This is a genomic window from Skermanella rosea (genome assembly GCF_016806835.2).
In the GTDB taxonomy this organism is placed as follows: domain Bacteria; phylum Pseudomonadota; class Alphaproteobacteria; order Azospirillales; family Azospirillaceae; genus Skermanella; species Skermanella rosea.
On sequence record NZ_CP086111.1, the window covers coordinates 5244190 to 5269581 of the forward strand.

The 25392-nt window shown below is 68.7% G+C and carries 25 protein-coding genes; 9 read left to right on the forward strand and 16 right to left on the reverse strand.

Annotated elements, in window-relative coordinates; translation table 11 throughout:
• Nucleotides 1-104: 104 nt before the first annotated feature.
• From JL101_RS24500 to JL101_RS24510, 3 genes are all read left to right on the forward strand, one after another.
• Entirely contained in the window at nt 105-770 is a 666-nt protein-coding gene (locus JL101_RS24500; RefSeq protein ID WP_203099626.1) for a cation transporter, read from the forward strand.
• A 114-nt stretch (nt 771-884) separates the two neighbouring features.
• The gene (locus tag JL101_RS24505; RefSeq protein WP_203099627.1) at nt 885-2213 is read left to right on the forward strand and encodes an O-acetylhomoserine aminocarboxypropyltransferase/cysteine synthase family protein; all 1329 of its coding nucleotides are present in this window, start codon (nt 885-887) and stop codon (nt 2211-2213) included.
• Nucleotides 2214-2300: 87 nt separating this feature from the next.
• On the forward strand, nt 2301-3011 hold the full coding sequence (locus JL101_RS24510) for a hypothetical protein (RefSeq protein WP_203099628.1): 711 nt from the start codon (nt 2301-2303) through the stop codon (nt 3009-3011).
• 34 nt (nt 3012-3045) lie between these two features.
• Here the strand turns inward: JL101_RS24510 and JL101_RS24515 are convergent, their stop codons facing one another.
• The 4 genes from JL101_RS24515 to JL101_RS24530 are packed head-to-tail and all read right to left on the reverse strand — an operon-like array spanning nt 3046 to nt 6725.
• Nucleotides 3046-3921 carry a TauD/TfdA dioxygenase family protein gene (locus JL101_RS24515; protein WP_203099629.1) on the reverse strand — a complete coding sequence of 292 codons (876 nt, stop codon included), beginning with the start codon at nt 3919-3921 and terminating at the stop codon, nt 3046-3048.
• Nucleotides 3918-4802 carry an ABC transporter permease gene (locus JL101_RS24520; protein ID WP_203099630.1) on the reverse strand — a complete coding sequence of 295 codons (885 nt, stop codon included), beginning with the start codon at nt 4800-4802 and terminating at the stop codon, nt 3918-3920. Before JL101_RS24520 ends, JL101_RS24515 begins: the two co-directional genes overlap by 4 nt.
• On the reverse strand, nt 4799-5671 hold the full coding sequence (locus JL101_RS24525) for an ABC transporter ATP-binding protein (protein ID WP_228435138.1): 873 nt from the start codon (nt 5669-5671) through the stop codon (nt 4799-4801). The genes JL101_RS24520 and JL101_RS24525 overlap by 4 nt, the downstream gene beginning before the upstream one ends.
• A gap of 13 nt (nt 5672-5684) precedes the next feature.
• On the reverse strand, nt 5685-6725 hold the full coding sequence (locus JL101_RS24530; RefSeq protein WP_203099631.1) for an ABC transporter substrate-binding protein: 1041 nt from the start codon (nt 6723-6725) through the stop codon (nt 5685-5687).
• Between the two features lie 287 nt (nt 6726-7012).
• Here JL101_RS24530 and JL101_RS24535 point away from each other — a divergent pair, with 287 nt between their 5' ends.
• A complete protein-coding gene (locus tag JL101_RS24535) occupies nt 7013-8080 on the forward strand; it encodes an SDR family oxidoreductase (protein ID WP_203099632.1) in 1068 nt (355 codons plus the stop codon).
• 27 nt (nt 8081-8107) lie between these two features.
• Here the strand turns inward: JL101_RS24535 and JL101_RS24540 are convergent, their stop codons facing one another.
• The 3 genes from JL101_RS24540 to JL101_RS24550 form a co-directional block, all read right to left on the reverse strand.
• Nucleotides 8108-9859 (reverse strand): SLC13 family permease, encoded by a 1752-nt coding sequence (locus tag JL101_RS24540; RefSeq protein WP_203099633.1) that lies wholly within the window; start codon nt 9857-9859, stop codon nt 8108-8110.
• A 28-nt stretch (nt 9860-9887) separates the two neighbouring features.
• Complete coding sequence (locus JL101_RS24545) at nt 9888-10337, reverse strand: RrF2 family transcriptional regulator (protein WP_201075000.1); 450 nt, start codon at nt 10335-10337, stop codon at nt 9888-9890.
• Nucleotides 10338-10514: 177 nt separating this feature from the next.
• Complete coding sequence (locus JL101_RS24550) at nt 10515-11102, reverse strand: LysE family translocator (protein WP_203099634.1); 588 nt, start codon at nt 11100-11102, stop codon at nt 10515-10517.
• 180 nt (nt 11103-11282) lie between these two features.
• On the opposite strand from JL101_RS24550, the gene JL101_RS24555 reads away from it, so the two are divergent.
• A complete protein-coding gene (locus JL101_RS24555) occupies nt 11283-11807 on the forward strand; it encodes a septal ring lytic transglycosylase RlpA family protein (RefSeq protein ID WP_203099635.1) in 525 nt (174 codons plus the stop codon).
• 25 nt (nt 11808-11832) lie between these two features.
• Here JL101_RS24555 and JL101_RS24560 read toward each other — a convergent pair whose 3' ends face one another.
• From JL101_RS24560 to JL101_RS24570, 3 genes are read right to left on the reverse strand one after another with little or no spacing between them, the layout of a single operon-like run.
• Nucleotides 11833-12765 (reverse strand): BKACE family enzyme, encoded by a 933-nt coding sequence (locus JL101_RS24560; protein WP_201075013.1) that lies wholly within the window; start codon nt 12763-12765, stop codon nt 11833-11835.
• A gap of 12 nt (nt 12766-12777) precedes the next feature.
• Nucleotides 12778-13728, reverse strand: a complete 951-nt coding sequence (locus tag JL101_RS24565) for a 3-hydroxyacyl-CoA dehydrogenase (RefSeq protein WP_203099636.1) — start codon at nt 13726-13728, stop codon at nt 12778-12780.
• A gap of 10 nt (nt 13729-13738) precedes the next feature.
• Nucleotides 13739-14515 (reverse strand): SDR family oxidoreductase, encoded by a 777-nt coding sequence (locus JL101_RS24570; protein WP_203099637.1) that lies wholly within the window; start codon nt 14513-14515, stop codon nt 13739-13741.
• A 135-nt stretch (nt 14516-14650) separates the two neighbouring features.
• Here JL101_RS24570 and JL101_RS24575 point away from each other — a divergent pair, with 135 nt between their 5' ends.
• The gene (locus JL101_RS24575; RefSeq protein ID WP_203099638.1) at nt 14651-15337 is read left to right on the forward strand and encodes a GntR family transcriptional regulator; all 687 of its coding nucleotides are present in this window, start codon (nt 14651-14653) and stop codon (nt 15335-15337) included.
• Nucleotides 15338-15403: 66 nt separating this feature from the next.
• Entirely contained in the window at nt 15404-15760 is a 357-nt protein-coding gene (locus tag JL101_RS24580) for a ComEA family DNA-binding protein (protein ID WP_203099639.1), read from the forward strand.
• A gap of 93 nt (nt 15761-15853) precedes the next feature.
• Here the strand turns inward: JL101_RS24580 and JL101_RS24585 are convergent, their stop codons facing one another.
• Both JL101_RS24585 and JL101_RS24590 read right to left on the reverse strand, forming a co-directional pair.
• Nucleotides 15854-19354: an FAD-dependent oxidoreductase gene (locus tag JL101_RS24585; protein ID WP_203099640.1), complete on the reverse strand. Its 3501-nt coding sequence runs from the start codon at nt 19352-19354 to the stop codon at nt 15854-15856.
• 212 nt (nt 19355-19566) lie between these two features.
• On the reverse strand, nt 19567-20076 hold the full coding sequence (locus tag JL101_RS24590) for a hypothetical protein (protein WP_228435140.1): 510 nt from the start codon (nt 20074-20076) through the stop codon (nt 19567-19569).
• Nucleotides 20077-20290: 214 nt separating this feature from the next.
• Here JL101_RS24590 and ispH point away from each other — a divergent pair, with 214 nt between their 5' ends.
• Entirely contained in the window at nt 20291-21241 is a 951-nt protein-coding gene (gene ispH, locus JL101_RS24595; protein ID WP_203099641.1) for a 4-hydroxy-3-methylbut-2-enyl diphosphate reductase, read from the forward strand.
• Between the two features lie 31 nt (nt 21242-21272).
• Here the strand turns inward: ispH and JL101_RS24600 are convergent, their stop codons facing one another.
• The 4 genes from JL101_RS24600 to JL101_RS24615 form a co-directional block, all read right to left on the reverse strand.
• Nucleotides 21273-21638: a hypothetical protein gene (locus JL101_RS24600; RefSeq protein ID WP_203099642.1), complete on the reverse strand. Its 366-nt coding sequence runs from the start codon at nt 21636-21638 to the stop codon at nt 21273-21275.
• A gap of 367 nt (nt 21639-22005) precedes the next feature.
• Nucleotides 22006-22746 (reverse strand): response regulator, encoded by a 741-nt coding sequence (locus JL101_RS24605; protein WP_203099643.1) that lies wholly within the window; start codon nt 22744-22746, stop codon nt 22006-22008.
• Nucleotides 22747-22877: 131 nt separating this feature from the next.
• Nucleotides 22878-23375 carry a CBS domain-containing protein gene (locus JL101_RS24610; RefSeq protein WP_203099644.1) on the reverse strand — a complete coding sequence of 166 codons (498 nt, stop codon included), beginning with the start codon at nt 23373-23375 and terminating at the stop codon, nt 22878-22880.
• Between the two features lie 208 nt (nt 23376-23583).
• Entirely contained in the window at nt 23584-24255 is a 672-nt protein-coding gene (locus JL101_RS24615) for a DUF4351 domain-containing protein (protein WP_203099645.1), read from the reverse strand.
• A gap of 154 nt (nt 24256-24409) precedes the next feature.
• Between JL101_RS24615 and JL101_RS24620 the strand changes: the two genes are divergently transcribed.
• Nucleotides 24410-25387: a homoserine kinase gene (locus tag JL101_RS24620; RefSeq protein WP_203099646.1), complete on the forward strand. Its 978-nt coding sequence runs from the start codon at nt 24410-24412 to the stop codon at nt 25385-25387.
• Nucleotides 25388-25392: the final 5 nt, after the last annotated feature.

Here is a 25392-nt window from a genome sequence, read left to right on the forward strand (position 1 = left end):
GCGACGGCCGACATAGGAACGGAAAATAAGGTCTTCCGGTCCTGACGCAATGTCGATCGTCACAGCCGATAGAAAAGTCGTTACACCCAATGAAGAGGATTGCCATGGCTGCCGGTTGCTGCAACGGCGGATGCTCCTCCACCAAGCCTCCAGTGGACAAGACCTATCGCCGCATCCTTTGGACAGCCTTGGCGATCAATGCCGGGATGTTCCTGACCGAGCTGGCGGCGAGCGCCGCGGCCGATTCGGTCTCGCTGCTCGCCGATTCGGTCGATTTCCTAGCCGACGCGGCGAACTACGCGATCTCGCTGCTGGTGCTCGGCATGGCGCTCCGGTGGCGCGCCCGTGCGGCCCTGCTGAAGGGCGTTTCGCTGGGAGCGGTCGGGCTGCTGGTTGCGTTCCAGACCGCCTGGAACGCCCTCAACCAGACCGTCCCGGAAGCCGGGATCATGGGGGCCATCGGGGCGCTGGCGCTGGCGGCCAACATCGCCTGCGCGCTGCTGCTCTATTTCCACCGCGAGGGCGACAGCAACCGACGCTCCGTCTGGATCTGCTCGCGGAACGACGCCATCGCCAACCTGGCCGTCATGGCCGCGGCCCTGGGCGTGTTCGGCACCGGCACCGGCTGGCCCGACATCGCCGTGGCCGCCATCATGGCGACGCTGGCGGTCTGGGGCGCCGCCCAGATCATCCGCCACGCCCGGGAGGAGTTGGCCGGCATCGCTCCGGCGATCCCGGAAGAGAAAATACACAACGTACCTGCTGAATAGGTTCAATTCACAAATAAGATACCCAGCCGGCCGGCGCTCCTGTAGCTTGGGCCTCCATGACCCACCGGGGACCAAGGATCCCGTGGGCAGGCCAGAAGAGAGGAACCGCAAGCCATGAGCGCCACCGGCAACACCCCCGATTCCCCGAACCCCGGCGCCCCGCACCCGGAAACCCTGGTGCTGCATGCCGGATACCGGTCCGACCCGGCGACCGGCGCCGTCGCCGTGCCGATCTACCAGACCACGTCGTACCAGTTCGAGCACACCGAGCACGCCGCCAACCTGTTCGCCCTGAAGGAACTGGGCAACATCTACACCCGCATCATGAACCCCACGACCGACGTGCTGGAGAAGCGCATCGCGGCCCTGGAGGGCGGCGTGGCGGCACTGGCGGTCAGTTCGGGCCAGGCGGCCTCGGCCCTGGCGGTGCAGAACCTGGCGCAGGCGGGCGACAACATCGTCAGTTCGACCAACCTGTACGGCGGGACCTGGAACCTGTTCGCCAATACCCTGAAGCAGCAGGGCATCGAGGTCCGGTTCGTCGATCCGGCGGACCCGGAGAATTTCCGCCGCGCCACCGACGACCGCACCCGCGCCTATTACGCCGAGACGCTGCCCAATCCCAAGCTGACCGTGTTCCCGATCCGCGAGGTCGCCGACATCGGCCGGCCATTGGGAATCCCGCTGATCGTGGACAATACCGCCGCCCCGATCCTGGCCCGTCCCTTCGACCACGGCGCCGCGGTCATCGTCTATTCCACCACCAAATATATCGGCGGCCACGGCACCTCGATCGGCGGCATGATCGTGGACAGCGGCAGCTTCGACTGGGCCGCCGACCCGGAACGCCAGCCGCTGCTGAACCAGCCGGATCCCAGCTACCACGGCGCCGTCTGGGTCGAGGCGGTCAAGGGGATCGGCCCCGTCGCCTACATCATCAAGGCGCGCACCACCCTGCTGCGCGACCTCGGCTGCGCGCTCAGCCCGTTCAACGCCTTCCAGATCCTCCAGGGGCTGGAGACGCTGCCGCTCCGCATCCGCGAGCACAGCCGGAACGCGGCCTCCGTCGCCGAGTACCTGTCCAAGCATCCCAACGTGACCAAGGTGATCTACCCCGGCCTCCAGCAGGGGAACGAGCGCCGGTGCGCCGACGCCTATCTCAGGGGCGGCTATGGCGGCCTGGTCGGTTTCGAGCTGCAGGGCGGCCGCGAGGCGGGCCGGCGCTTCATCGACAGCCTCAAGCTGCTCTACCACGTCGCCAACATCGGCGATGCGCGCAGCCTGGCGATCCACCCCGCCAGCACGACGCACTCGCAATTGTCCATGGAGGAGCAGTTCGCCACCGGCGTCAGCGAGGGCTATGTCCGCCTGTCCATCGGCATCGAGCATATCGACGACATCATCGCCGACCTGGAACAGGCCCTGGGGCAAGCCGGCGGTTAATGACTCTATAATCTCGATTGATTAAGTCGTGATTAGGTGGAATGATGGTCGGAGTTGAGAACGGACAACCACGGAGGAGGCATGCCGATGGATGCGACGATCATTCCCCTGACGTCGCGCCGGAGCAGTCAGCCGGGCGCGGAACCTGACTTCAACCCCGACCGCCATCTGGCCCTGGAGCCGCCGGCTTGGTCGCTGGACCTGTCCGCCGACGGGGCGGCGGGACGGCGCCACCGGCCCTCGATCGCGGCCCCTTTCCGGGTGCTCAGCCGGGACGGCATCGCCGCGGCGGCGCGCCGGGGCGGCTCCGCCAGGTTCCTGGCCGACCTGGCGCGCCATCCCGCCGTCGCCGGTGCCGTCGGAGGGCTGATGGGAACCCACGTGATCCCGGCGCCGGTCCGGACCGGCGAAAGCTTCGACCTGATCCTCAGCCTGGCCGACGACAGCGCGTGGCCGGCGGGTTTCGCCATGCTCCAGCTTCCCGGCACGGTGCTGCGCCAGACCGCCCGGCTGCCGGCCGCCTATGCCCGCCTGACCTATGTCCCGGAGGACGCCCCCGTGACCCTTCGCGACCTGGAAGCGGCTCTCGGCGATGCTGAACGGGCACGGGTCGCCTGGATGCGCCACAAGGCGCTGGTGTCCCACCGCAAGCTGGGGCGGCTGCTGGACAGCCCCGTTGCCGAATGCGACCGCCGGACCCTGGCCCGCGACCTGTGGGACGCCCTGTCCGACGCGGAGCAGGCCCTGGAATCGCTCTCGTCGGAATCGGAAGGTCTGGAGATCTTCTACGCGAACTGAAACCGGCCGGGGGATCGCCCCGGCCGTCCGCAACTCAAGCCTTGTGCCGCGCCCGGATCTGGGTGCGGTGCATCAGGCGGCGGTACTGGTTGTCGAAGCTGTCGCGGCGATGCATGGTGACCCGGTTGTCCCACATCACCAAGTCGCCCTTCCGCCAGGAATGCGCCCAGGTGAATTCTGGCTTGGCGACGTGGGCCCACAGCTCGTCCAGCAGGGCCTCGCCCTCCCCGATCGGCAGGCCGACGACGAAGGCGTTCAGCCGGCGGCCCAGGTACAGGGCGCGGTCGCCGCTTTCCGGGTGGGTGATCACCAGCGGATGGACTGTCCCGGGCGAGGTCGCCAGGTCGGTCGGCTTCTCGTAGCCATAGCGGATGAAGCCGCCGCTGTTGGTCGTGCTGTCATGCTTCAGCGACAGGCCGTCTACCCGGGCGCGCAGGTCGTCGGGCAGCGACCGGTAGGCCAGCACCGTGTTCAGGAACCAGGTGTCTCCCCCGGCCGGCGGGACTTCCAGCGAATAGAGCACGCTGCCCAGCGGCGGATCGGGCAGGAACGACATGTCGGTGTGCCAGGACGCCTCGCCGGCGCCGAGCGCCCCGATCGCGACGCCGTTCTCGACCACGTTGGAAATCACGTAGATCTCCTCGTAGCCGGGCACGAACTGCTTGCCGTTCTCGTTGGGCGGCGCCTTGTCCAGGGTACCGAATCGGCGGCTGAAGGCCAGCAGGTCGTCGTCGGACAGGTGCTGGCCGCGGAACACGATCACGCGGTGGTCGAGCAGCGCCTGGTTGACCCGCTCGTACTGGCGGTCGTCCAGGCCGCGGGACAGGTCGATGCCCCTGATCTCGGCGCCCAGCACGGGCGAGACCGGGACCACGTCGATGTCGTCGAGAAGCGTCGAGCTCGGGCTCATCGCTGCATTCCCCATTTTCTGACGGTATGGATTTCGAGGGTTCGGAAGACCACGCTCTCGACCAGCAGGCCGATGATGATGACCATCAGCAGCCCGGCGAAGACGCTCGGGATCTCCAGCTGGTTGCGGTTTTCATAGATGAACCAGCCGATGCCGCCGGCCCCGGAGCTGACACCGAACACCAGTTCGGCGGCAATCAGGGTACGCCAGGCGAAGGCCCAGCCGATCTTCAGGCCGGTCAGGATCGACGGCAGCGCCGCGGGCACCAGGATCAGCAGGACGTAGCGCAGGCCCTTCAGGCCGTAGTTCTGCCCGGCCATGCGGAGGGTCTCGCTGACGCCCATGAAGCCGGAATGGGTGTTGAGCGCCATCGGCCACAGCACGGCGTGGACCAGCACGAAGGTCAGGCTGCCCTCGCCCAGGCCGAACCACAGCAGCGCCAGCGGCAGCAGGGCGATCGCCGGCAGCGGGTTGAACATGCTGGTGAGGGTGCTCAGCAGGTCGTTGCCGAAGCGGGTGGTGACCGCCAGCATGGTCAGCACCGACGCCGCGGCGATGCCGGCGGCATAACCCACCACCAGGACGCGGAGCGAGGTCACGCAGCGCTCGATCAGCGTCCCGTCCACCAGGCTGGTCCAGAGCGTCGCCAGCGTCTCCGACAGGGTCGGGAACATCAGCGGGTTCTGGGTCCAGACGGCATAGCCCTGCCAGGCGGCGCCCAGCAGGACCAGGATGAAGATCCGCCGGGCCAGCGTGTTCCCGGTCAGCCGCTCCCAGGCCGACAGCGGCCGGCTGATGTCGCCGATCACGCCGGCGTCGGTCACGCCGCGCTCGAACTCCGGCCGGACCGAGGGGACCAGGCGTTGCGGATGGGCGGTCATGGACGGGCGGCCCTGGTCACGGACGGGGCTCCCGGGGACGGGGCTCCCCGGAATGGGGCCGGCTGCTGCTCGGCGAACAGCATGGTGTGGATGCGGTTTTCCAGGGCCGCGAAGCCCTCGCTCTTGTCGTGGCCGAAGGCGTGGGAGTTCAGCTCCGCCTTGACCTGTCCGGGATGGGGCGACAGCACCAGGATGCGGTTGCCGACGATGATCGCCTCCTCGATGGAGTGGGTGACGAACAGAACGGTGAAGCGCACGTCGTCCCAGAGCTGGAGCAGCTCCTCCTGCATGCGGCGGCGGGTCAGCGCGTCGAGCGCCGCGAAGGGCTCGTCCATCAGCAGGATTTCCGGCTCGGTCGCCATGGCGCGGGCGATGGCCACCCGCTGCTTCATGCCGCCCGACAGGGTGTGCGGGTAGGACTCCCGGAAACGGTCCAGCCCGACCTTGGCGATGTAGGCGCGCGCCCGCTCCTCCGCCTCGCGCGCCGGAACGCCGCGGGCGCGCAGCGGGAACACGACGTTCTGCTGGACCGTCTTCCACGGCAGGAGCTGGTCGAACTCCTGGAAGACCACCATGCGGTCGGGACCGGGGCCGCGGACCGGCGCGCCGTTCAGCCGGATGGTGCCCTCGACCGGCTTGAGGAAGCCGGCGACGGCCTTCAGCAGGCTGCTCTTGCCGCAGCCCGACGGGCCCAGCAGCACGAAGCGGTCGCCCCGGTGGACCTGGAAATCTACCTTGTAGGTGGCGGTGACGAGACGCGACTCCGTCTTGTACTGGAGCGTCACGTTGTCGACGTCGAGAAGGACTCCGGGGTCGGCGTCCTGCGGGGCGAAGGGGAGAACCCGGCCCATGGCTTTCGATGCCTCCATCTGTGTCTCGGGCTCAGCTTCCCGCACGGTCGTGCAGGTCGGGGAAGAACAGCTCCTGCCAGGTTTCGGGCTTGTTCTTCAGGGTGCCGATGCGGGACATGAAATCGGTGTATTTCAGGATGTTCTGCGGCGTCGTGGAGTACTGGATCTCCGGATCGGCGATGATCCGCTGGACGAACTCCGGCGCCAGCTTGGAGTTGTCGAGGCGGATATAGATCTCCGCCGCCTTGGCCGGGTTCTCCCGGATGAAGGCGCTCGCCTCGTCCATGGCCGCCAGCACCGCCTTGGCCGTCTTCGGGTTGTTCTCGACGAAGCGGCCGGTGGCCCACAGCGCGCTGAACGAACCGGGGCCGCCCAGCACGTCGTAGGAGCTGAGCACCCGGTGGACCTTGTCGCTCTCGAGCTGCTGGTACTGGAACGGCGGGCTGGTGAAGCTGCCCGTCACCTCGGTCCGGCCCGACAGCAGGGAGATCGTCGCCTCCGGATGGCTCAGCGACACGGTCATGGTATCGAGCTTGGCATGCCGGCCTTCGCCGAACGCCTGCTCCGCGGCCATCTGGAGGATGATCGCCTGGTACGACAGCTTGACGGTCGGAACCGCGATCCGGTCCTTCTCCGTGAAATCGGCGAGGGATTTCACATCCGGCCGGTTGGTGTTCAGGTAGGCCGGCTGGGAGTTCAACGTCGCCAGCGCCCGCACGCCGATATTGCCGCGGGTCTTGTCCCACAGGATCAGGAACGGCGGGATGCCGGCGGCGGCCAGATCGGCGCTGCCGGACAGCAGCGCGTCGTTGACCGCGGAGGGGCTGCCCAGCGGCGCGTAGGTCGCGGTCACGTCGCCGAGCCCCGCCTGCTTCGCGTGCTTCTCGACCAGCTTCAGGTCCTGCGCCACGTAGAGCTGGAGATATCCCAGGCCGAGCTGCCGGGCGAACCGGACGGTCGAGACCTCGGCCGACGCCTGGGCGGCGACGAGGCACAGGGCCGCGGCGATGCCGCCGGCGACCAGCCTGCGCACCGACCTGCTTCCCGACCCGACAAGCCTGTTGATCGCCATATCACCGCCTCCGCCTATTTAACACTACGATTTGATAAAAACTTGCAGCCTGTCACGGCTAATTCCGCATACTGCGATACATAACCATATTTGTTACATTGAAGATCTGTCAAACTGATTCACCTCTGGCACGGCATAGCAGGTTTGCACCGTACAATCTTAGGATTTTCCACAATTAACTGAAGACGGTCCTGTCCCCACAGGCGGTTCTCGATCGTTACCCACGGAGAGGCGCGCCTGCGGACAGCGGGCGGCGCCCCGAAGGACAATCGATCGGAGTGCATACCATGTCGAAATCGGCGCTTATCGTCGGCGCGGGCGGCATCGTCGGCGGAAACCTTGCCGAACGGCTGCTCGACCGGGGCTGGACCGTCCACGGCCTGGCGCGCCGTCCGTCGTTCCGCCGGCCCGAGATCAGGGCGGTCGCGGCCGACCTGTCCAAACCGGACGAGACGGCGGCGGCCCTGAAGGGCCTGGACGTCAGCCACGTCTTCATTTCGGCTTGGTCGCGCCAAGCGACGGAAGCCGAGAACTGCCGCGTCAACGGCGGGATGGTGCGCAACCTGCTGGACGCGGTCGGCTCGGCTCCTGGCTTGCAGCATGTCGCCCTGGTCACCGGGCTGAAGCATTACCTGGGGCCGTTCGAGGCCTATGGCGCCGGCGCCGTGCCGGAAACCCCGTTCCGCGAGGAGCAGGGGCGCCAGCCCGTCGAGAACTTCTACTATGCCCAGGAGGACGAGCTGTTCGCCGCCTCGGAGCGCCGCGGCTTCACCTGGAGCGTCCACCGGCCGCACACCATCATAGGCTACGCGGTCGGCAACGCCATGAACATGGGCGTGACGCTGGCGGTCTACGCCACCCTCTGCCGCGAAGCCGGCCTGCCCTTCGCGTTCCCCGGCTCGCCGACTCAGTGGAGCGGCCTGACCGACATCACCGACGCGCGCCTGCTCGCCCGCCACCTGGAATGGGCCGCCACGTCGGAGGCCGGCCGCAACGAGGACTTCAACGTGGTCAACGGCGACGTCTTCCGCTGGAACTGGCTGTGGCCGCGCCTCGCGGCCTATTTCGGGATCGAGGCCGCTCCCTACCGGGGCGAAGCCCGGCCGCTCGAACAGGCGATGGCGGAGGCCGGCCCGATCTGGCGCGGGATCGCGGAACGCCACGGCCTGGCCGAAGCCGACCTGATCCGGCTGGCCTCGTGGTGGCACACGGATGCCGACCTGGGCCGCCCGATGGAGGTGGTCACCGACATGACCAAGAGCCGCAAGGCCGGATTCCTGGACTACCAGAGCACGCCGGACAGCTTCTTCGACCTGTTCGCCCGCCTGAAGGAGGACAGGATCATTCCGGGCTGATCCGTCCCTCGGGGCCGGACGCTCCCGTCAGAACGGCCAGACGCGCGGGATGACCAGCAGGGACAGGGCTATGACGATCAGCTCCAGCGGCAGTCCGACGCGCCAGAAGTCGCCGAACCGGTAGCCGCCCGGCCCCAGGACGATCGAGTTGTTGTGGTGGCCGAAGGGCGTGAGGAAATCGCACGACGCGCCGATCGCCACCGCCATCAGGAAGGCGTCGGGCGACACGCCGAGCTGCCGGGCGATGCTGATCACCACCGGAGCCATGATCACCACGGTCGCGGTGTTGTTCAGCACGGGCGTCACCGCCATGGTGGCGACCAGGACCACCGCCAGCATGCCCATGGCGCCGGCCTGGGGCGCCAGCATGATCACGGCGTCGCCGATCCTGTCGGCCAGGCCCGTCGTCTGGACCGCGGTTCCGAGCGGGATCATGGCGCCCAGCAGCACGATGACCGGCCAGTCGATGCTGTCGTACAGGGCCATCGGGCGGATGATGCGGGTGGCGAGCATCAGGATGACGGCGCAGGTGAAGGCCACCGCCGCCGAGGCCAGGTCGAAGGCGGCGACCGCCACCGCCGCGCCGAACAGCGGCAGGGCCAGCAGGGTGCGCCGCGGCTCGAACTCCAGCTTGCGGTCGGCCAGCGGGACGCAGCCCAACTCGGCCATGGCCTCGGCCACGGTGTCGCGGTCGCCGTCCAGCAGCAGGATGTCGCCGGCGCTCAGGTTGGCGTCGCGCAGGCGCCCCTCGAACCGGCGCCCCTGCCGCGACACGGCCACGAGGTTGACGCCCCAGCGCTCCCGCAGGTCCAGCGACAGGGCGCTGCTGCCCTGGATCAGGGCGTTGGGCACGACGATCGCCTCGGTCAGGACGAGCTGCCGCCCGCCGCCGCCCTGGGCCACCAGGGCGAAGCCCTCAAGTTCGACCAGCTGCCGCAGGGTGGCGGTGTCGGTCTCCAGCAGCACCACGTCGCCGGATTGGAAGCTGACGGTCCCCGGCCGCGCGAACACCCGGCGGCGGTCGCGGATGATCCCGATCACGCTGGCGCCCCGCTCGGCCTCGAGCTGCTCGACCTTGCAACCGGCCCAGGGCGAGCCGGGGCGGACCAGGGCCTCGGTGACATAGTCGTTGACCCGGAACCGGTCGATGTCGTCGCGCGCCACGCCACGATCGCGCGGGATCAGCCGCCAGCCGGCCAGCGCCAGGTACGCCACGCCGGCGACGGCGAGGGCCAATCCCACCGGCAGGAAATCGAACATCAGGAAACGGGAGCCGGTGGCCTCCGCCCGGAAGGCGGAGATCAGGAGGTTCGGCGGGGTGCCGATCAGGGTGACCATGCCGCCCAGCAGGGTCGCGAAGGATAGCGGCATCAGCAGCATGCCGGCCGGATAGCCGTTCCGCCGGGTGGTGGACAGCGCGATCGGCATCAGCAGGGCCAGCGCCCCCACATTGTTCATGAAGGCCGACAGGCCGGCACCCAGGGTGCAGATCGCGGCGACATGCCCCATGGGGCCGCCGGCCAGCGCCGTGCAGCGGCGCGCCGCCTCGTCCACCACGCCGGTCCGGCCCAGCGTGCGGGTGATCACCAGGACCATCGCGACGGTGACGACCGCCGGGTTGCTGAATCCGGCGAAGGCATCCTCCGGCGCGATCAGGCCGGCCAGGACGCAGGTCATCAGGCTCGCCATGGCGACGATGTCGAAACGCCAGCGGTCGAGGATGAACACGCCGAGCGTCGCCCCCAGCACCGCCAGGAGCGTTCCCTGGTCCCACGTCATGGATGGGAAGTCCGTATGTCCGGGCCGGTTACCCGGCGCTGCGCAGCAGTTCCCGGACCTCTCCGGTGCCGCCCAGGGCACGCGCCAGGGTCATGCCGTCCAGGATCTCCGTGGTCGCGTCGTGCACCTTGGCGAAGACGCGCCGGACGGCGCACCGCTCCTCGTCCACGCATTCCTCGCAGCGGCGATAGGCCATGCGGCTGAGGCAGGGCAGCGGCGCCAGGGGACCGTCGATGATGCGGACGATCTCGCCGAAGGAGATCTTGTCCGCCGGCTTCAACAGGGCGTAGCCGCCATTCTTGCCGCGCCAACTCTGCACCACGCCCTGATGCTTGAGGTCCAGCAGGATCTGTTCGAGAAAGCGCTTGGGCAGGCGCTGCCGCTCGGCGATGTCGCCGATCATCAGGGACTCGCCCTCGTCCAGTTCGGCGAGCACCAGCAGGGCCTGCAAGGCGTACTTGGCTTTCTGGGACAGCAACTCCCGGTTCCTCTGACTTTGTCTGGACTGGCTGGGATCGGACGGAGACCGCCGCGACGTACGACATCCCTTTTTTCATTATGGAATATAGTGCAGTGCATGCAAGCCGGCAATTCCGGGAAACCTGCATTTTGCGTCGAAAGGATGCAGATGTGCCACGATGCCCGGGACCGGGGCTCATCCGGCGAAGGCGGATCCCGAGATGATGACGGCGAACAGGCCCAGGACGCCGGCGCTCACCCGTTGCACCCAGCGCTGCCGCGACCGGCCCGACGCTCCGGCGGTCAGCCGGGTCCCGACCGTGATCCAGCAGCTCGCGAGCAGGACGATCAGGCCGACCAGCCCCGCCAGGTAAGGAGCCGCCGCCGCGAAAGCGCCGCTTCCCAGGTGCGGGACGACGGTGAAGGCGAGCACCAGGGCCTTGGGGTTCAGCAGGGTCGTGACGTACACCCGCGCGAACGGGACGGGCCGTACCTCCATGCCGTCCATCACGGCGCTCCAGTGCCGCCAGGCCAGGTACGCCAGGTAGGCGCCGCACAGGATGCGCAGGGTCGCGTTGAACGACGGCCATGTCTGCGTGGCGGGTCCCAGCATCACCGCCAGCACCAGGATCGAGCAGAGATACCCCGCCGCCTCGGCGAGGATCAGGTGCAGCGAGCGCCGGAATCCTACCGCGGCGCCCGACGCGGCGAGCAGCGTGTTGGTCGGGCCGGGCGTGGCCAGCAGGCCGATGACCGCCAGGACGAAAGCGATCGGGTCCGTCATGCACCATACCTCTCCGGACGGTTGATTGTTCCCGCGGCGCAACATCCACGAATCCGGCTTTCCGGGCCAGGGGAATCGACAGGCGCCGGGCGGAGCGCCGACTACCCCCAAATCAAGTCGGAACCGCCGGTCGGGGCCGATGTTTATCTGCCACCCTTCATCAAAGGTCAGGACATCGGCATGCGGACGACTTTGGCTTCGCTTTTCGTTGCTTTCGGGATTACCGGGCCGCTGATCGGTGCCGCCCTATCCCCCGCCTTGGCCGAGGACAAGCCCGCGGACGGGGATTCGGTCGTGATCGAGGGCGAGGCGTCGTTCTACGGCGGCAAGTTCAACGGCCGCAAGACCGCCAACGGCGAGACCTTCAACGAGAACAAGATGACCGCCGCCTCCAAGGAGCTGCCGCTGGGATCCACGGCGACGGTGACCCACGAGGAGACCGGCAAGTCGGTCGACGTCAAGATCAACGACCGCGGACCCTATGTGGACGGACGGGTGCTCGACCTGTCCAAGGGGGCGGCGAAGAAGCTGGACATGATCGACGACGGCACCGCGCCCGTCCGGATCGAGGCCGACCCGGACAAGCAGCCCAACGACAAGGTCCGCGAGAAGGTCGAGGACCTGGCCGAGAAGAAGAACGGCCCCGGGGACAAGAAGACCGGGGACAAGGAAACCGGGGGCAAGGAAACCGCCAAGGCCGACTGATCGGCCGAGGCGGGTTCCCGCAGGGTCAGAACGCGACCTGGTCGCCGCCCTTGAGCGCCAGGATCTCGCGCGCCTCGGCGGCGGTCGCGACTTCCAGGCCAAGTCCCTCCAGGATGCCGCGGACACGGCGGACCTGGACGGCGTTGCTCTCCGCCAGCTTGCCCGGACCGTCCCACAGGCTGTCCTCCAGCCCGACCCGGACATTGGCCCCCATGGCGGCGGCCATCGCGGCGATGGGCATCTGGTTGCGCCCGGCGCCCAGCACCGACCAGCGGTAATCGTCGCCGAACAGCCGGTCCGCCGTCCGTTTCATGTGAAGCACGTCCTCGGGATGAGGCCCGATGCCGCCGAGCAGGCCGAATACGGTCTGGACGAACAGCGGCCCCTTGACCAGCCCCCGGTCCCGGAAATGGGCGAGGTTATAGAGGTGCGAGACGTCGTAGCACTCGAACTCGAACCGGGTGCCGTTCTCCATGCAGGTCCTCAGGACATACTCGATGTCGCTGAAGGTATTCTTGAACACCAGGTCGCGGCTGTTCTCCAGGTGCTGCCGCTCCCACTCGAACTTGAACTCCTTGAAGCGGTTCAGCATCGGGTACAGGCCGAAATTCATCGAGCCCATGTTGAGCGACGCCACCTCCGGCTGGAGCGTCGCCGCCGGCCGGACCCGCTCCTCCACCGTCATGTAGGGAGCGCCGCCGGTGGTCAGGTTGATCACGCAGTCGGTCCGCTGCTTGATCACCTTCAGGAAGGGCTGGAACGCCTCCGGACTCTGGTCGGGCTTGCCGGTCTCGGGGTTGCGGGCGTGCAGGTGGACGATCGCCGCCCCGGCCTCCGCCGCCCCGATCGCGGCATCGGCGATCTCCTCCGGCGTCACCGGCAGGTGCGGCGACATCGACGGGGTATGGATCGCGCCGGTGACGGCGCAGGTGATGATGACCTTGCGGGATTGTGCCATCTCGTTTCCTCCTCAGTTTCCGATGTCGGCCGCGGCCTTGCGCTTGTGCCGGCTCAACGCCATCAGGCGGCGGTCGCGCCAGCGCTGGCGGTCGGCCAGCTTGTCCGCGGGGGTCCGCTCGCGGCGCTGGCGTTCGACCGTGTCCAACACCTCGCCGGTCCAGTCGGCGCGGCGCTGCATCGACTTGTAGAGCCGTTCATAAAGCCCGCCGTAGCGGGAGACGTAGTCGCGCACGCCGCCGGGCGCGTTCAGGTCGATCGTCTCGAACGGCCCGATGAAGGACCAGCGCAGCGCCAGGCCCTCGCGCAGGCCGACATCGACGTCCTCGACCGTGCAGAAGCCGTCGGCGACCAGCCTGAACGCCTCCTCCAGAAGCGCGCCCTGGAGCCGGTTCATGACGAAGCCGTCCAGTTCGCGCGACATCACGATGGGCGACTGGCCGATCGCGCGCATGATCTCCTCGGCGCGCTTCATCGCCTCGGGCGTCGTCCAGGGGGCCGGCACCAGCTCGACCGCGGGGATCAGGTAGGGCGGGTTGATCGGGTGCGCGACCAGGCAACGGCCTCGCCCCTGCAGCGCCTCGGTGAAGGCCGACGGTACGATGCCGGAGGTCGAACTGGCGCAGACTGCCCCTTCAGGCGCCAGCGGATCGATGGTGGCCCAGACCTCGCGCTTGATCTCGACGATCTCGGGCGTGTTCTCCTGCACCCAGGAGGTGCCGTCGAGCGCCTCGGCCAGGGTCTTGGCGACGCCGACCCGCCCGCCGACCTCGGCGGCGGACTGGCCGTTCAGCAGGTCCTCGGACGCCAGGTCCTCCAGCAGGGCCAGGGTGGTGGCCCGGCTGGCCTCGGCGGCGCCATCGGCCTGGTCCCACAGGGCGACGTCCCAGCCGGCGCGGGCGAAGGCGATGGCCCAGGAACGGCCGATCAGGCCGGACCCGACGATGGATGCCCGTTGGTTCATCAGCTTGTCCTCACAGGTTTTCGACGTTGCCGCAGACGCTGAGCGACTGGCCTGAGACGTTGCGCCCCGCCGGCGACACCAGGAAGACGACCGTGGCGGCGATGTCCTCGGCCGTCACCATGCGGCGCAGCGAGACCTTCTGCAGGTACTCGTGCTCCATCTCGCCATAAGTCACGCCCAACTGGTCCGCCCGCGCGCCGATCACCTTCTCGATCCGCGGACCGGCGACGATGCCGGGCAGGATCGCGTTGACGGTGATGCCGGACGGCCCCAGCTCCTTGGCCAGGCTCTCGGTCAGCCCGATCACGCCCCACTTGGCGGCGGCGTAGGGGGTGCGGAACGCGTATCCCAGGCGCCCCGCGACCGAGGACATGTTGATGATGGCGCCGGATCCCGCCTGCTTCAGCATCGGCACGGCGCGCCGGGCGCACAGGAACTGGCCGGTCAGGTCGATGTCGATGCAGCGGCGCCAGTCCTGCGGGTCGATGTCCTCGATCGCGGCGGTCGGTCCGGCGATGCCGGCATTGTTGACCAGCACGTCCAGGCCGCCCAGGCCGGTCCGGATCTCGTCGAACAGCCGGTCCACGGCGGCCTCGTCCGACACGTCGGCGACCGTGGTCCCGACATCCGGCAGGGCCTCGCGGCAGCGGGCCAGCGCCGCCTCGTCCACGTCGCAGACATGGACCTTGGCCCCGGCCTCGACCAGCGCGCGGGCGATCGCCAGCCCGATGCCCGAAGCGCCGGCGGTGACCAGCGCCCTCCTTCCGTTGGCGCGGAAGTCCGTCATGTTTTTCCTCCCCAGGTTCGCGGCCGCGGGTGCGACCACGTCGACGGTTGACCGTCCGGTTCTTTTGATCATAAATCAAAGATCATGGATCGAGGCAAGGCCCTTCGAGGCGCCGAGGAAAAGAAAGCAACGCCGATGGCGGTCACGTCCAAGACCCTTCCCCTGCGTCCGGTACCCCGGGAAACCGTCCAGGACCATGTCTATCGCCAGCTCAAGGACCTGATCCTGAACGGCGGGATCGAGCCGGGCCGGACGGTGACGATCCAGAGCCTGGCCGACGCCTTCGGCGTCAGCGCCATGCCGGTGCGGGAGGCGCTTCACCGCCTCGTCGCGGAAAAGGCGCTGACCGTCGTCGCCGGACGCTCGGTCGGCATCCCGCCGCTAAGCGTCGAGCGGCTGGAGGATTTGAAGCGGGTCCGGATCGAGGTCGAGGGGGTGGCGACGGAATGGGCGGCGCGGTCGATCTCCACCGCCGACCTGGAACGGCTGGACGCCCTGATCGCCGAGATGGAAGCTGCCCACGCGGAGCGCGACGGCCGCCGCTACGTCCCGGCCAACCGGGAATTCCACTTCACGATCTACCGGGCCGCGGGGTCGGAGTCGATGCTGTCGATCATCGAGTCCCTGTGGCTGCGGATCGGCCCCTATTTCGACCTGCTGAACTCCGCCGGCAACCTGGGCGCCTCCAACGCCGAGCACAGGGCGATCCGCGACGCGCTGCTGCGCGGCGACGGCCCGGCGGCCCGGGCGGCGCTCAAGGCGGACATCGAGGGCGCGGCGAAGGCGCTGACCTGCATCCTGAAGCGGCAGACCCCGGTCTGACCTCGCGTACGGAACCCTGCCCGTTCCGGTCCCGTTATAGGATCGGAACCATCAGGAGACCCGAGAGTGGAATTGGACAAGAAGACCGTCGCCGGAACCGTCGCCGCGGTTGCGGCGGGCGCCGTCGGTGCCGCCGTCGCCTACAACGCCCTTGCCGGCAGCGCAGGAAACGCGGAGGCCAGGCAGCCGAAGCAACCCGGTCCCGAGGCCAAGCCGGCCGGACAGGACGAGGCCGCGCCGACCGGGGCGATCAACATCAACCAGGCTCCGCCCAGCCACCTGACGAGCCTGAAGCATATCGGGAAGGCGCGCGCCAAGCGCATCCTGGCGAACAGGCCCTTCAGGTCGGTGGACGAACTGGTCAGCCGCGGGCTGGTCCCGGAGGAGGTGCTGGCCCGGCACCGCGACCGGCTGACGGTCTGACATCAGGGCCGGGAAAACAGGGTTGCCGGCGCAGGTCGGCCTTGGCCCTGCGGGCCAAGGCCGACCTGCGAGACGCCGGTTTCGACATATGGCCTACCCCGCCCTCCGGCGGACCTGAAGGGCCTTGAGGCAGCGGTCGATCCACTGGGCCGTCAGCTTCTCCTGGACGCCGTTCTGGCGCAGGCGCTCGTTGAGGCTCGGGAAATCGACGCGGTCGAGGTCCTGGTCCTGGTCGAAGCAGGAGAAGACCACAGTCTCGGCGCCGGTCTCCGGGTCCTTGTGGGCCTGGAGGCACTGGGCGCAGATCTCCTTCATCATGCATTGCATGGGGCTGTTGATCGAGCCGATCGCCACGTGCCCTGGCTTCAGGTACGGCGCCAGGACGGTGTGCCGGGCCAGCGCCACCGCGTGCATCATCCGGTCCGAGCCGATCGCGACGATGCGGTCCACCTGGTCCAGGGGAATGGCGGGTTCGCCCAGCTCGCCGTCGGCATAGGCCTGCATCGCGCGGACGATGTTGCCGACGAAGCGGCGGTCGCCGGGCCGGCCCGGCTCGAAGCCGGGCGCCTCGTCGGAGCACCAGACCACCAGGTCGGCCGCCGCCTCGATCTGGTCGACCTTGTAGCGGTCGATCAGCTTCTTGTAGCCGGCGAAATAGACCACCCGGTTGCCCCTGGCCCGGCACGCCTGCCCGATCGAGAACAGCACGGCGTTGCCCAGGCCGCCGCCGACCAGGCAGACGGTCTCGCCCTCCGGAATCTCGGTCGCGGTCCCGGTCGGCCCCATCAGGACCACCGGATCGCCCGCCTTCAGCAGTGCGCAGAGGTCCGACGAGCCGCCCATCTCCAGCACGATGGTGGACAGCAGCCCCTGCTTCCGGTCGACCGACGCGCCGGTCAGGGCCAGCCCCTCCATCGCGAGGGTGGTGCCGTCCACCTGATGGGCCAGGGTCTCGAAATTCTGCAGACGGTAGAACTGGCCGGGCCGGAACCGCCCGGCGGCGCGCGGCGCCTTGACGACGACCTCCACGATGTTGGGGGTCAGCCGGACCACGTGGTGGACCGTGGCCCTCAGGTCGTGGTTCGCCATGTCGATCACGGCGTCCGCCGGCACCGCCGTGGGCTGGCGGCGGGCGAGCACGCGCGAGACGACCGGATAGCCCTGCTTCGCCCCGCCCATGGCCTTGACCACGTTGCCGGCGAAGGACGGGTGCAGGTCGCCGAAGAACGAGACCGAGCGTCCGTCGGAATGGCGGCTCATCAGCACATGGACCGCCTCCGGCTTGCACAGCCGCTCCGGCACGGCGGGGTCGCCGTTCTCGTCCAGCGCGCGGAAATAGCGGCCGTCCAACTCGACCCACTCCGGCTCCTCGCGCGCCAGGACCGTGTTGGGCTGGGTGCCCGCCGCGATCAGGATCGTGCGGGCGGGCAGCAGCACGTCCTCGGCGGCCGGCGCCACCACGCCGTCCGGCCCGGCCGCCTCGTGGCGGAGATGCAATCCCGAGGCATGGCCGAACCGGTCCACCTCGACCGCGCGCGGGCTGACGCCCTCGACGAAGCGGATGCCCTCGGCCAGGCCGTGCTCGACCTCCTCGTGGTTCAGGGTATAGCTCGGCGAGTCGATCAGGCGGCGCCGGTAGGCGATCGTCGCCCCACCCCACCCGTCGAGCAGTCGCTGGAGCTTCGGCGGATGGCCTTCGACCCGCGCCCGCTCGCGCTCCGCCCGGATCGCCCGGGCGTGTGCGATGAACTCGTCGGCGACCAGGGCTTCCTCCTCCGACCAGGCCCGGCGGACCGCCTCCTCGCCCCGCTCGGCCGACAGGATCTCGTAGCGGCGCAGGAACTTCTCGACCTGGACCGGGTAATAGGCCAGCGACTCGGTCGCCGTGTCGATCGCGGTCAGGCCGCCGCCGACCACCACGATGGGCAGGCGGACCTCCAGGTTCGCGACCGACTCCTCCTTCGCGGCGCCGGTGAGCTGGAGCCCCATCAGGAAGTCCGACGCCTGCCGGACGCCGCGCGCCAAGCCGTTGCGCATCGGGATCACGGTCGGTTTCCCGGCGCCGGCGCACAGCGCGATATGGTCGAAGCCGGCGTCGAAGGCGTCCTCGATGGTCAGGGTGCCGCCGAAGCGCACGCCGCCGACCATCACGAACCGGCGCCGCCGCTCCAGCAGCAGGCGGATCAGCTTCAGGAAGTTCTTGTCCCAGCGGACGGTGATGCCGTACTCGGCGACGCCGCCGAACCCGGCCATGATCCGCTCGTCCAGATGGTCGCGCAGGTCGGCGATCTGGCGGATCGGCCGGAAAGGGACCCGCCGGCCCATGGGCAGGACGCCCGACAGGTCGGCCGGCAGCGGCTCGATCTTCAGCCCGTCGATCGCGACGACCGTGTGCCCGTCGTTCAGCAGATGGTGCGCCAGGGTGAACCCCGCCGGCCCCAGCCCGACCACCAGCACCTTGTAGCCGCTGTCGGGCCGCGCCAGCGGGCGCCTTATGTCCAGCGGGTTCCAGCGGGTCAGCAGGCTGTAGATCTCGAACCCCCAGGGCAGTTCGAGCACGTCCTTCAGGGTGCGCGTCTCGGCCTGCGGGATGTCCACCGGCTCCTGCTTCTGGTAGATGCAGGCCTTCATGCAGTCGTTGCAGATACGGTGGCCGGTCGCGGCGCACATGGGATTGTCGGTGACGATCATCGCGAGCGCCCCCACGGCATGGCCCTGGGCCTTGACCGTGTGCATCTCCGAGATCTTCTCCTCCAGCGGGCAACCGGCCAGCGTCACGCCGAACGGGCTCTTCTGGTACCGGCCGGTCTTGCGGTCGCGCAGGCCCTTGGAGCAGCTGTCCTTGCCCTGGTGATGGCACCAGATGCAGTAGTTCGCCTCGTCCAGCGCGCCGATCAGGTCGGTGCCCGGATCGGTCAGGCCGAACCCCTGGCGCAGCCGGCGCCGGTCCTCGGGCAGCCGCATCATGGTGACGCCGGCTGTCTCCACCGTTTCCAGCGGCACCAGATGCTCGGGATCGGACTTGTGCGGCACCTGGAACAGCACGCCATGCCCGTGCCGCGCCTGTCCGGGTCCGGAGTGGAGCGCCCAGGCGGCGTAGCGGACGGCCAGGTCGAGTTCGGCGGCATGGGCCGCCTCGTCCTCGCCCCAGGCGAGGACCGCACCGGCGAAGGTCAGCTCGTCGAACTGGATGCCGAGATGCGCTTCGAGCGCCGCCGTCAGCGCGTCGCCGTCAAGCCCGGCGGCCTGCTCCGGCCGATAGGCCTTGGCGGCCCGGCGCTGGACGAACAGGCGCTTGGCGGCGTAGAGCGGCGCCAGCTGGTGATGGCGCGCGGCGAGGTCGCGCAACGCCCCGCCGATGCCGAACAGCAGGCCGACGAAATCGTCGAGATGGGGCGCCAGCTCGATCAGGACGGCGCTTTCGGCCGCGGCGTCCAGCGCCCCGGGCTCCGCCCGGGCGGCCAGCAGCCGGTCCGCCAGGGCGGCGTCGGCCTGACGGAGATGGTCCGTGAACCGGCGGTCGAGCCCGGAAAGCCCGGCATGTTCGTACAGGTCGGTGAACGCGAGGCCGAAGCCGAGACTGAGTTCCGTCATGACAGGCGTGGCGCCCCTGTGCTGGCCTTCACTCGCCGGCCGGCACTCACCGGCCGGTTTCCGGATCGGGCTGCCGGCGGTCTCCAGGGCAGGCCCGCGTCGTCAATAAACCGATACCTGGATTTGTAACACGCCCCCGCCATCACGCCACGCCGAAACCCCGGCCGCCGGGAACCCCGCGACCAGCGGACGCACCCCCGGAAATTCCGTCGTCAGAAGCTCCTCTGCGGATTCCGGTTGAATTCCAGTTCGGCCGGGTCGAGTTGGAAGCCCACGACCACGCCGTAGTTGGCCGCGCTGACGCCTTCGGCCAGGGGGATCTGCTGCTGCAGCTCCTCGATCGAGCCGCCGCGGCCCACGTTGGGCGAGAAGTCGATCGTGGTGTCGAACTCGCGCTTCGCGATGATCCGGCCGGCCGGATCGGTGATGGCGACGAAGTAGCGGTACGCTCCCTGGGTATCGCGGGTCGCCGGTCCGCGCTCGGCCCCCAGGACCAGATTGAGGTTGACGGTCACGCCGTCGCGGCCATATTCGCACCCGCCGGTATAGTCCAGCACCGCGGCCCGCGACGTGACGTCCGTCAGGTCGCGGCCGCCGCTGGCGCGGAAGCGGGTCACCTCGCGGGTCTCCTCCGGAATCGTCACGCGGGGGCAGGCCAGCGGGACGGCGTTCGCTTCCGCCGCCGCGGGAGGCTGGCCGCCGGCGCCGGAGCAGGCAGCCATCAGGGGTATGACGGCTGCCAGCGATGCGCCGCGGGCTTTCCTGCCAAGCGTTCCTATATTACGGTCGGGTCCGAAAAACATCGCCACTTGATGACTCGCTTGTAGGTTCGTGCGGTGCGACTGTAGAGCAAGGTATCGGCACCGCACAAGCCGGCCACACCATCCCTACCCCGGCGGGACGCCCCGCCGGGGGTACCAAGTGCAAGGTTGAACTATGTCCAGGCCTCTGACCATCCTGCTGGCCAGCCCGCGGGGCTTCTGCGCCGGGGTTGACCGCGCGATCCAGATCGTCGAAGTCGCGTTGGAAAAGTACGGCGCACCGGTCTATGTCCGCCACGAGATCGTCCACAACCGTTTCGTCGTCGAGGGATTGGAGGCCAAGGGCGCCGTCTTCGTCGACGAGCTGGACGAGATTCCCGACGACGTTCCGGTCGTCTTCTCCGCCCACGGCGTGCCCAAGGCGGTCCCGGCCGAGGCCGAGCGGCGCCGGATGTTCTATCTGGACGCCACCTGCCCGCTGGTCAGCAAGGTCCACATCGAGGCGGAACGCCACCACGAGCAGGGCAGGCAGGTGATCCTGATCGGCCATGCCGGGCATCCGGAGGTGGTCGGCACCATGGGCCAGCTTCCCGAAGGAAGCGTGGTGCTGGTCGAGAGCGTCGGCGATGTCTCCAGGATCGAGGTCGAGGATCCGGAAAACCTGGCCTTCGTGACCCAGACGACCCTGTCGGTGGACGACACCGCCGCCATCGTGGCAGCGCTCCAGGCCCGCTTCCCGGCGATCGAGAAGCCGCGCAAGGAGGATATCTGCTATGCCACGACCAACAGGCAGCAGGCCGTCAAGGCGATAGCGCCGCGCGCCGACATGGTGCTGGTGGTGGGGGCGCCCAATTCGTCCAACTCCATGCGTCTGGTCGAGGTCGCCCGGACCCATGGCTGCGAGCGCGCCATGCTGGTCCAGCGCGCGACGGACATCGACTGGAGCGCGCTGGAGGACGTCCGGACGCTGGGGGTCACCGCCGGCGCCTCCGCCCCCGACGTCCTGATCCAGGAAGTCATCCAGGGCGCCCGCGACCGGTTCGACGTCACCATCGAGGAGGTGACGCTGACCCGGGAGGACGTCGTGTTCAAGCTGCCGAGGGTTCTGACGACGGCGGCGGAATAGCGCCGCGGACCGGGGTCCCTGGCCCTGGGATTCAGGGGCCGGCGCCCTTCTCGGCGCTGCGGCGGAACAGGCGCGCCAGCCCGATGGCCTCGCCGATCCCCGCAAACCCGAACCGGAACCCCGGTTCGGGCGGACGGCCGTTGGGAAACTCCGCCGCCTCCGCCCAGAGGTCGCCGACATAGGCGGCGTAATCCAGGGGCATCCGCCCGATCAGGCCGGACAGCACGCCGGCGGGGACGTCGGGTCCGGTCGCCAGGGTGATCCGCCGGCCCAGCCCCATGATGAAGTCGTGGTTCTCGTCCGTGTCGAAATCCGCCATCCGCCCGATCTCCAGCAGCCTGGCGATCTGGTCGGTGATGTCGAGTTCGACACCCGTGTCTTCGTTGACGAGAATCATGCTTCGTGGCTCCGGAGTTGAACGGCAAACAATGCTGACGATTTCACGTACCCGTGCGGGGTGTATCCCGCACTTGAGGTCGCCACAAAGTAATCGTCGGATTGTGACATTTCTCCGTGCCTTTTTGTGCATCGCAAAGGCAAGCGGCATTGAGGTGATGATAGCCGCGAGCGGAGTGGGAATCCCGGATTAGTGCCTCGGCATGGTGTTTTCGATTGATTTGTCGTAGGTCGGCCTCGGCCGAAGGCCGACGCCGACAGCTTGGCTGGAGCGTCGATGCAGGGTGTCGGCGTTCGCCCTGACGGGCGAAGGCCGGCCTGCGGCACTCCGCTCCGCCGAACGTCATCAAGAACACTGTGCGGGACCGCTATTCCCGGATCCAGACATGTTCTAGCACGATACTGAGATCCGCCAGGTCCTTCAGCCGCTGGATCAGCCTCTTGCTCATCAACGTTCCCTTGCCGACGATGACCAGGCCGGACGGGATGATCACGTCCTGGGCCGGCACGCTTCCCGGGGGCACGTCGGCCAGCGCCCTCCTGACCATCCCGGCGTCCGGCGCCTCGGGAGGAACCGGCAGCGGCCGGGTCGGCAGCCCGGCCTTCTCCGGGGACCCGGCCCGTTCCGCCGGCGGCTCGCCGAAGCCAAGCCGCACGTCCACCTTGGCGTATTCGGTCCCGGAGCGGATAGTGCGGATCTCCTCGCCGAAAACCCGGGCCAGCCGCGAGGCAAGGGCGCCCTGGGATACCGGCTTGACGATGAAACCGTTGATGTCCAGCGCCATGGCGCGGCTGACCAGTTCCATGTCGGAATGTCCGGTCAGCATGATCACGGGCAGGTCGCGGCGGCAGCCGTTGGCTCCCGAGCGGATCGCCTTCAGCATCTCCAGGCCGTTGATCCGCGGCATGTTCAGGTCGGCGATGACCGCGTCGAACTCCATCCTGCCGCCTTCCAGCATCCACAGCGCGTCGGCCCCGTTTTCCGCCTGGTGGACGCCCTTGGCGCCGAGATATCCCAGCAGACGGCCGCCCAGGGCGCGCGTGAAGCGCTCGTCGTCGACGACCAGGATGGAGCGTTCCGCCAGCAGCGTGTCGGGTTTGGGCTGCATGGCATCTACGCCGCGTGGATGTAGCGGAATATGAAGTCCTGGACAGCGTAGGCCGCATCGCGGAGATCGGCACCGATCCGGCGTCACCGCGTCGTCGGTCACGACCAGCACCCGCAAGCCTTCGGTGTCGGTCAGTTCCGGCAGCACGGGCGGGGCCAGGATCTCGACCGGGATGGTGAACCAGAAGCACGCGCCCTCTCCCGGCACGCCGCGCGGAGCGCCATGTCCAGGTCGCGCCCGCGGCGCTGGGCCTGCTCGACGTGCCGCTTCATGTAGTCGATCGCGGTGCCGAGCCCGGCATGGCGGCCCGCCTCCGCGATGACGAAGCCGTTGACCAGCGCGTCCGGCGCCTCGTTCGCGATGCACAGGCCGATCTCGTCCAGGCTGGCCCCGGCATCGACCACCAGCGGCGTCCGATGCATCAGCGACTCGATCGGCCGGCGCTGATAGAGGTCGCGCATGAAGGGCTTGGCCAGGATGGAGAGCAGGTCGGTCCGGCTGACCAGTCCGACGACCCGGTCGTCGTCGCCGACCACAGCCAGGGCCGGCCACTCCGCATGGTCGACCAGATGCTGGACGACCGCCTCGCAGGCGGTCTGGAAATGGATCGGCGTCAGCGGCACCAGCATGTCCGCCGCGCGGAGATCGCGCCCGCGGGCGACCGGCTCCGGGAATGGCTTCGTCGGGGGCGGCGGTCCGGAGGTCTGGCACGATCATTCTCTGGTAGTAGCGCAGATGCACTTTTAGACAAAAGCGCTGCGTCTGCGTGACGCCAGCGTGAATTTCTTTCGTGCCGGACCGAGGCTCGGCGCGTGCCCTCGTATGCCGCCGGCGAGCCTAGCGGCAATCCCCCAGCATCGCCTCGAGCGACGGCGCGTCGAAGATATCGTCGGCCAAACGGTCGAGTTCCGCGAGGGAGGCCCCGCGCACCCGCCGGACCGCCCCCTCCGGGAGCGGACCGAACCGGCGCCCCAGCTGCCGGAGCAGCATCTCCGCCATGGCTTCGGCCCGGCCCTCGACCAATGCAGCGGCACGTGCCTCCGCCCTCGCCTCGTCCAGATATTCGCGGAGCGCCATCGACGCCACTTTCTCATCCTCCTTCGGCACGACACGGCCCAGCATGGCCTTCAACCGCTCCCGGTCCAGGGCTTCGGCCGCCCCGAACAGATACCTGACCACCGACACGATCACCGTCAAGCCGGCGCCCGCCGCGACGGACAGCAGGCGCTCCAGCGTCTCCTGCGGGTCGGCGTCGCGGCCGGCGTATTTCAGCACCAGCAACCCGGCCTGCAACTCGGGATGCCGGGACAGCTCATGGTCGGCGATCGCCCCCAGGTCGACCAGGACATAACCGAAATCCAGCAGCCCGGCGTCCACCAGCCCGGCCGGCAACCGTTCCCGAAGGAACGCGTCGGCCACCCCGGGCTGGTCGAGCAGCTGCCTGGCGAACTGGTCGTGCTGCCGGATCAGACGCCGGCCGCCGCCTCCATCGTCGCTCCCATCGGTCATTCGGGCACCACCTCGGTCGGACGGCTGTCCACACTTTCGTATGACGGTACCTGCGCCCGCTCAAGGACGGCGATGTCGCAGGCGGAAGGCTCGATGCCCCGCCCCCAAGCGGAGCTTGACCCCCGATCCGAAAAGGGTTAGTTGCCGAACCGCCATGGCCGTCTATACAGAAGTTTCCGACGAGGACCTGAACGCCTTCACCGCCCAGTATCCGCTGGGCGCGGTGCTGTCGTGCAAGGGCATCGCGGAAGGGGTGGAGAACTCCAACTACCTGCTGGTGACGGAATCGGGCCCGTACATCCTGACCCTGTACGAGAAGCGGGTGAACCGCGCCGACCTGCCGTTCTTCCTGGGCCTGATGGAGCATCTGGCGGCCAAGGGCGTCGGCTGCCCCGTGCCGCTGCACGGCCATGACGGGGAGGCGCTCCGGGAGCTGTGCGGCCGGCCCGCCGTGCTGGTGACCTTCCTGAACGGCATGTGGCCCCGGCGGATCGACCCGTACCATTGCGCGGCGCTGGGCGAGGCGATGGCCGCCATGCACCTGGCCGGGGCCGATTTCGCGATGAGCCGGGCCAACAACCTGTCCGTCTCCGGCTGGCGGCCCCTGTTCGAGGCCTGCGCCGACCGCGCGCACGAGGTCAAGCCGGGCCTGGCGGAAGCCCTGGCGGCGGAACTGGACCTGCTGGAGGTGCGCTGGCCCACGGCCGAGGGGCCGGACGCCCTGCCCTCCGGCGTGATCCATGCCGACCTTTTCCCCGACAACGTGTTCTTCCGCGGGCGCGACCTGTCGGGACTGATCGACTTCTATTTCGCCTGCACCGACCTGCTGGCCTACGACGTGGCGATCTGCCTGAACGCCTGGTGCTTCGAGCCCGACGGCGCGTTCAACGCGACCAAGGCGCGGCTGCTGCTGTCGAGCTATCGCAAGGTCCGGCCGCTGTCAGACGCTGAACTGGCGGCCCTGCCGCTGCTGGCCCGCGGCAGCGCCCTGCGGTTCCTGCTGACCCGCCTGTACGACCTGCTGAACCACCCCGCCGGGGCCTTCGTCAAGCCCAAGAACCCGCTGGAATACTGGAACAAGCTGCGCTTCCACCAGCAGGTGCGCGGCCCCGGCGACTACGGGCTGGAGTGACCGGA

Bases quoted from the DNA above. Each gene is read 5' to 3' on its own strand.
- JL101_RS24515 (WP_203099629.1), bottom strand. From the start codon at position 3,921: ATGAGCCCGAGCTCGACGCTTCTCGACGACATCGACGTGGTCCCGGTC.
- ispH (WP_203099641.1), top strand. From the start codon at position 20,291: ATGTCCAGGCCTCTGACCATCCTGCTGGCCAGCCCGCGGGGCTTCTGC.
- JL101_RS24510 (WP_203099628.1), top strand. From the start codon at position 2,301: ATGGATGCGACGATCATTCCCCTGACGTCGCGCCGGAGCAGTCAGCCG.
- JL101_RS24610 (WP_203099644.1), bottom strand. From the start codon at position 23,375: ATGCTGGTGCCGCTGACGCCGATCCATTTCCAGACCGCCTGCGAGGCG.
- JL101_RS24560 (WP_201075013.1), bottom strand. From the start codon at position 12,765: ATGGCACAATCCCGCAAGGTCATCATCACCTGCGCCGTCACCGGCGCG.
- JL101_RS24605 (WP_203099643.1), bottom strand. From the start codon at position 22,746: ATGCAGCCCAAACCCGACACGCTGCTGGCGGAACGCTCCATCCTGGTC.
- JL101_RS24565 (WP_203099636.1), bottom strand. From the start codon at position 13,728: ATGAACCAACGGGCATCCATCGTCGGGTCCGGCCTGATCGGCCGTTCC.
- JL101_RS24520 (WP_203099630.1), bottom strand. From the start codon at position 4,802: ATGACCGCCCATCCGCAACGCCTGGTCCCCTCGGTCCGGCCGGAGTTC.
- JL101_RS24590 (WP_228435140.1), bottom strand. From the start codon at position 20,076: ATGGCTGCCTGCTCCGGCGCCGGCGGCCAGCCTCCCGCGGCGGCGGAA.
- JL101_RS24585 (WP_203099640.1), bottom strand. From the start codon at position 19,354: ATGACGGAACTCAGTCTCGGCTTCGGCCTCGCGTTCACCGACCTGTAC.
- JL101_RS24550 (WP_203099634.1), bottom strand. From the start codon at position 11,102: ATGACGGACCCGATCGCTTTCGTCCTGGCGGTCATCGGCCTGCTGGCC.
- JL101_RS24615 (WP_203099645.1), bottom strand. From the start codon at position 24,255: ATGACCGATGGGAGCGACGATGGAGGCGGCGGCCGGCGTCTGATCCGG.
- JL101_RS24575 (WP_203099638.1), top strand. From the start codon at position 14,651: ATGGCGGTCACGTCCAAGACCCTTCCCCTGCGTCCGGTACCCCGGGAA.
- JL101_RS24555 (WP_203099635.1), top strand. From the start codon at position 11,283: ATGCGGACGACTTTGGCTTCGCTTTTCGTTGCTTTCGGGATTACCGGG.
- JL101_RS24505 (WP_203099627.1), top strand. From the start codon at position 885: ATGAGCGCCACCGGCAACACCCCCGATTCCCCGAACCCCGGCGCCCCG.
- JL101_RS24530 (WP_203099631.1), bottom strand. From the start codon at position 6,725: ATGGCGATCAACAGGCTTGTCGGGTCGGGAAGCAGGTCGGTGCGCAGG.
- JL101_RS24620 (WP_203099646.1), top strand. From the start codon at position 24,410: ATGGCCGTCTATACAGAAGTTTCCGACGAGGACCTGAACGCCTTCACC.
- JL101_RS24500 (WP_203099626.1), top strand. From the start codon at position 105: ATGGCTGCCGGTTGCTGCAACGGCGGATGCTCCTCCACCAAGCCTCCA.
- JL101_RS24535 (WP_203099632.1), top strand. From the start codon at position 7,013: ATGTCGAAATCGGCGCTTATCGTCGGCGCGGGCGGCATCGTCGGCGGA.
- JL101_RS24600 (WP_203099642.1), bottom strand. From the start codon at position 21,638: ATGATTCTCGTCAACGAAGACACGGGTGTCGAACTCGACATCACCGAC.
- JL101_RS24540 (WP_203099633.1), bottom strand. From the start codon at position 9,859: ATGACGTGGGACCAGGGAACGCTCCTGGCGGTGCTGGGGGCGACGCTC.
- JL101_RS24570 (WP_203099637.1), bottom strand. From the start codon at position 14,515: ATGACGGACTTCCGCGCCAACGGAAGGAGGGCGCTGGTCACCGCCGGC.
- JL101_RS24525 (WP_228435138.1), bottom strand. From the start codon at position 5,671: ATGGAGGCATCGAAAGCCATGGGCCGGGTTCTCCCCTTCGCCCCGCAG.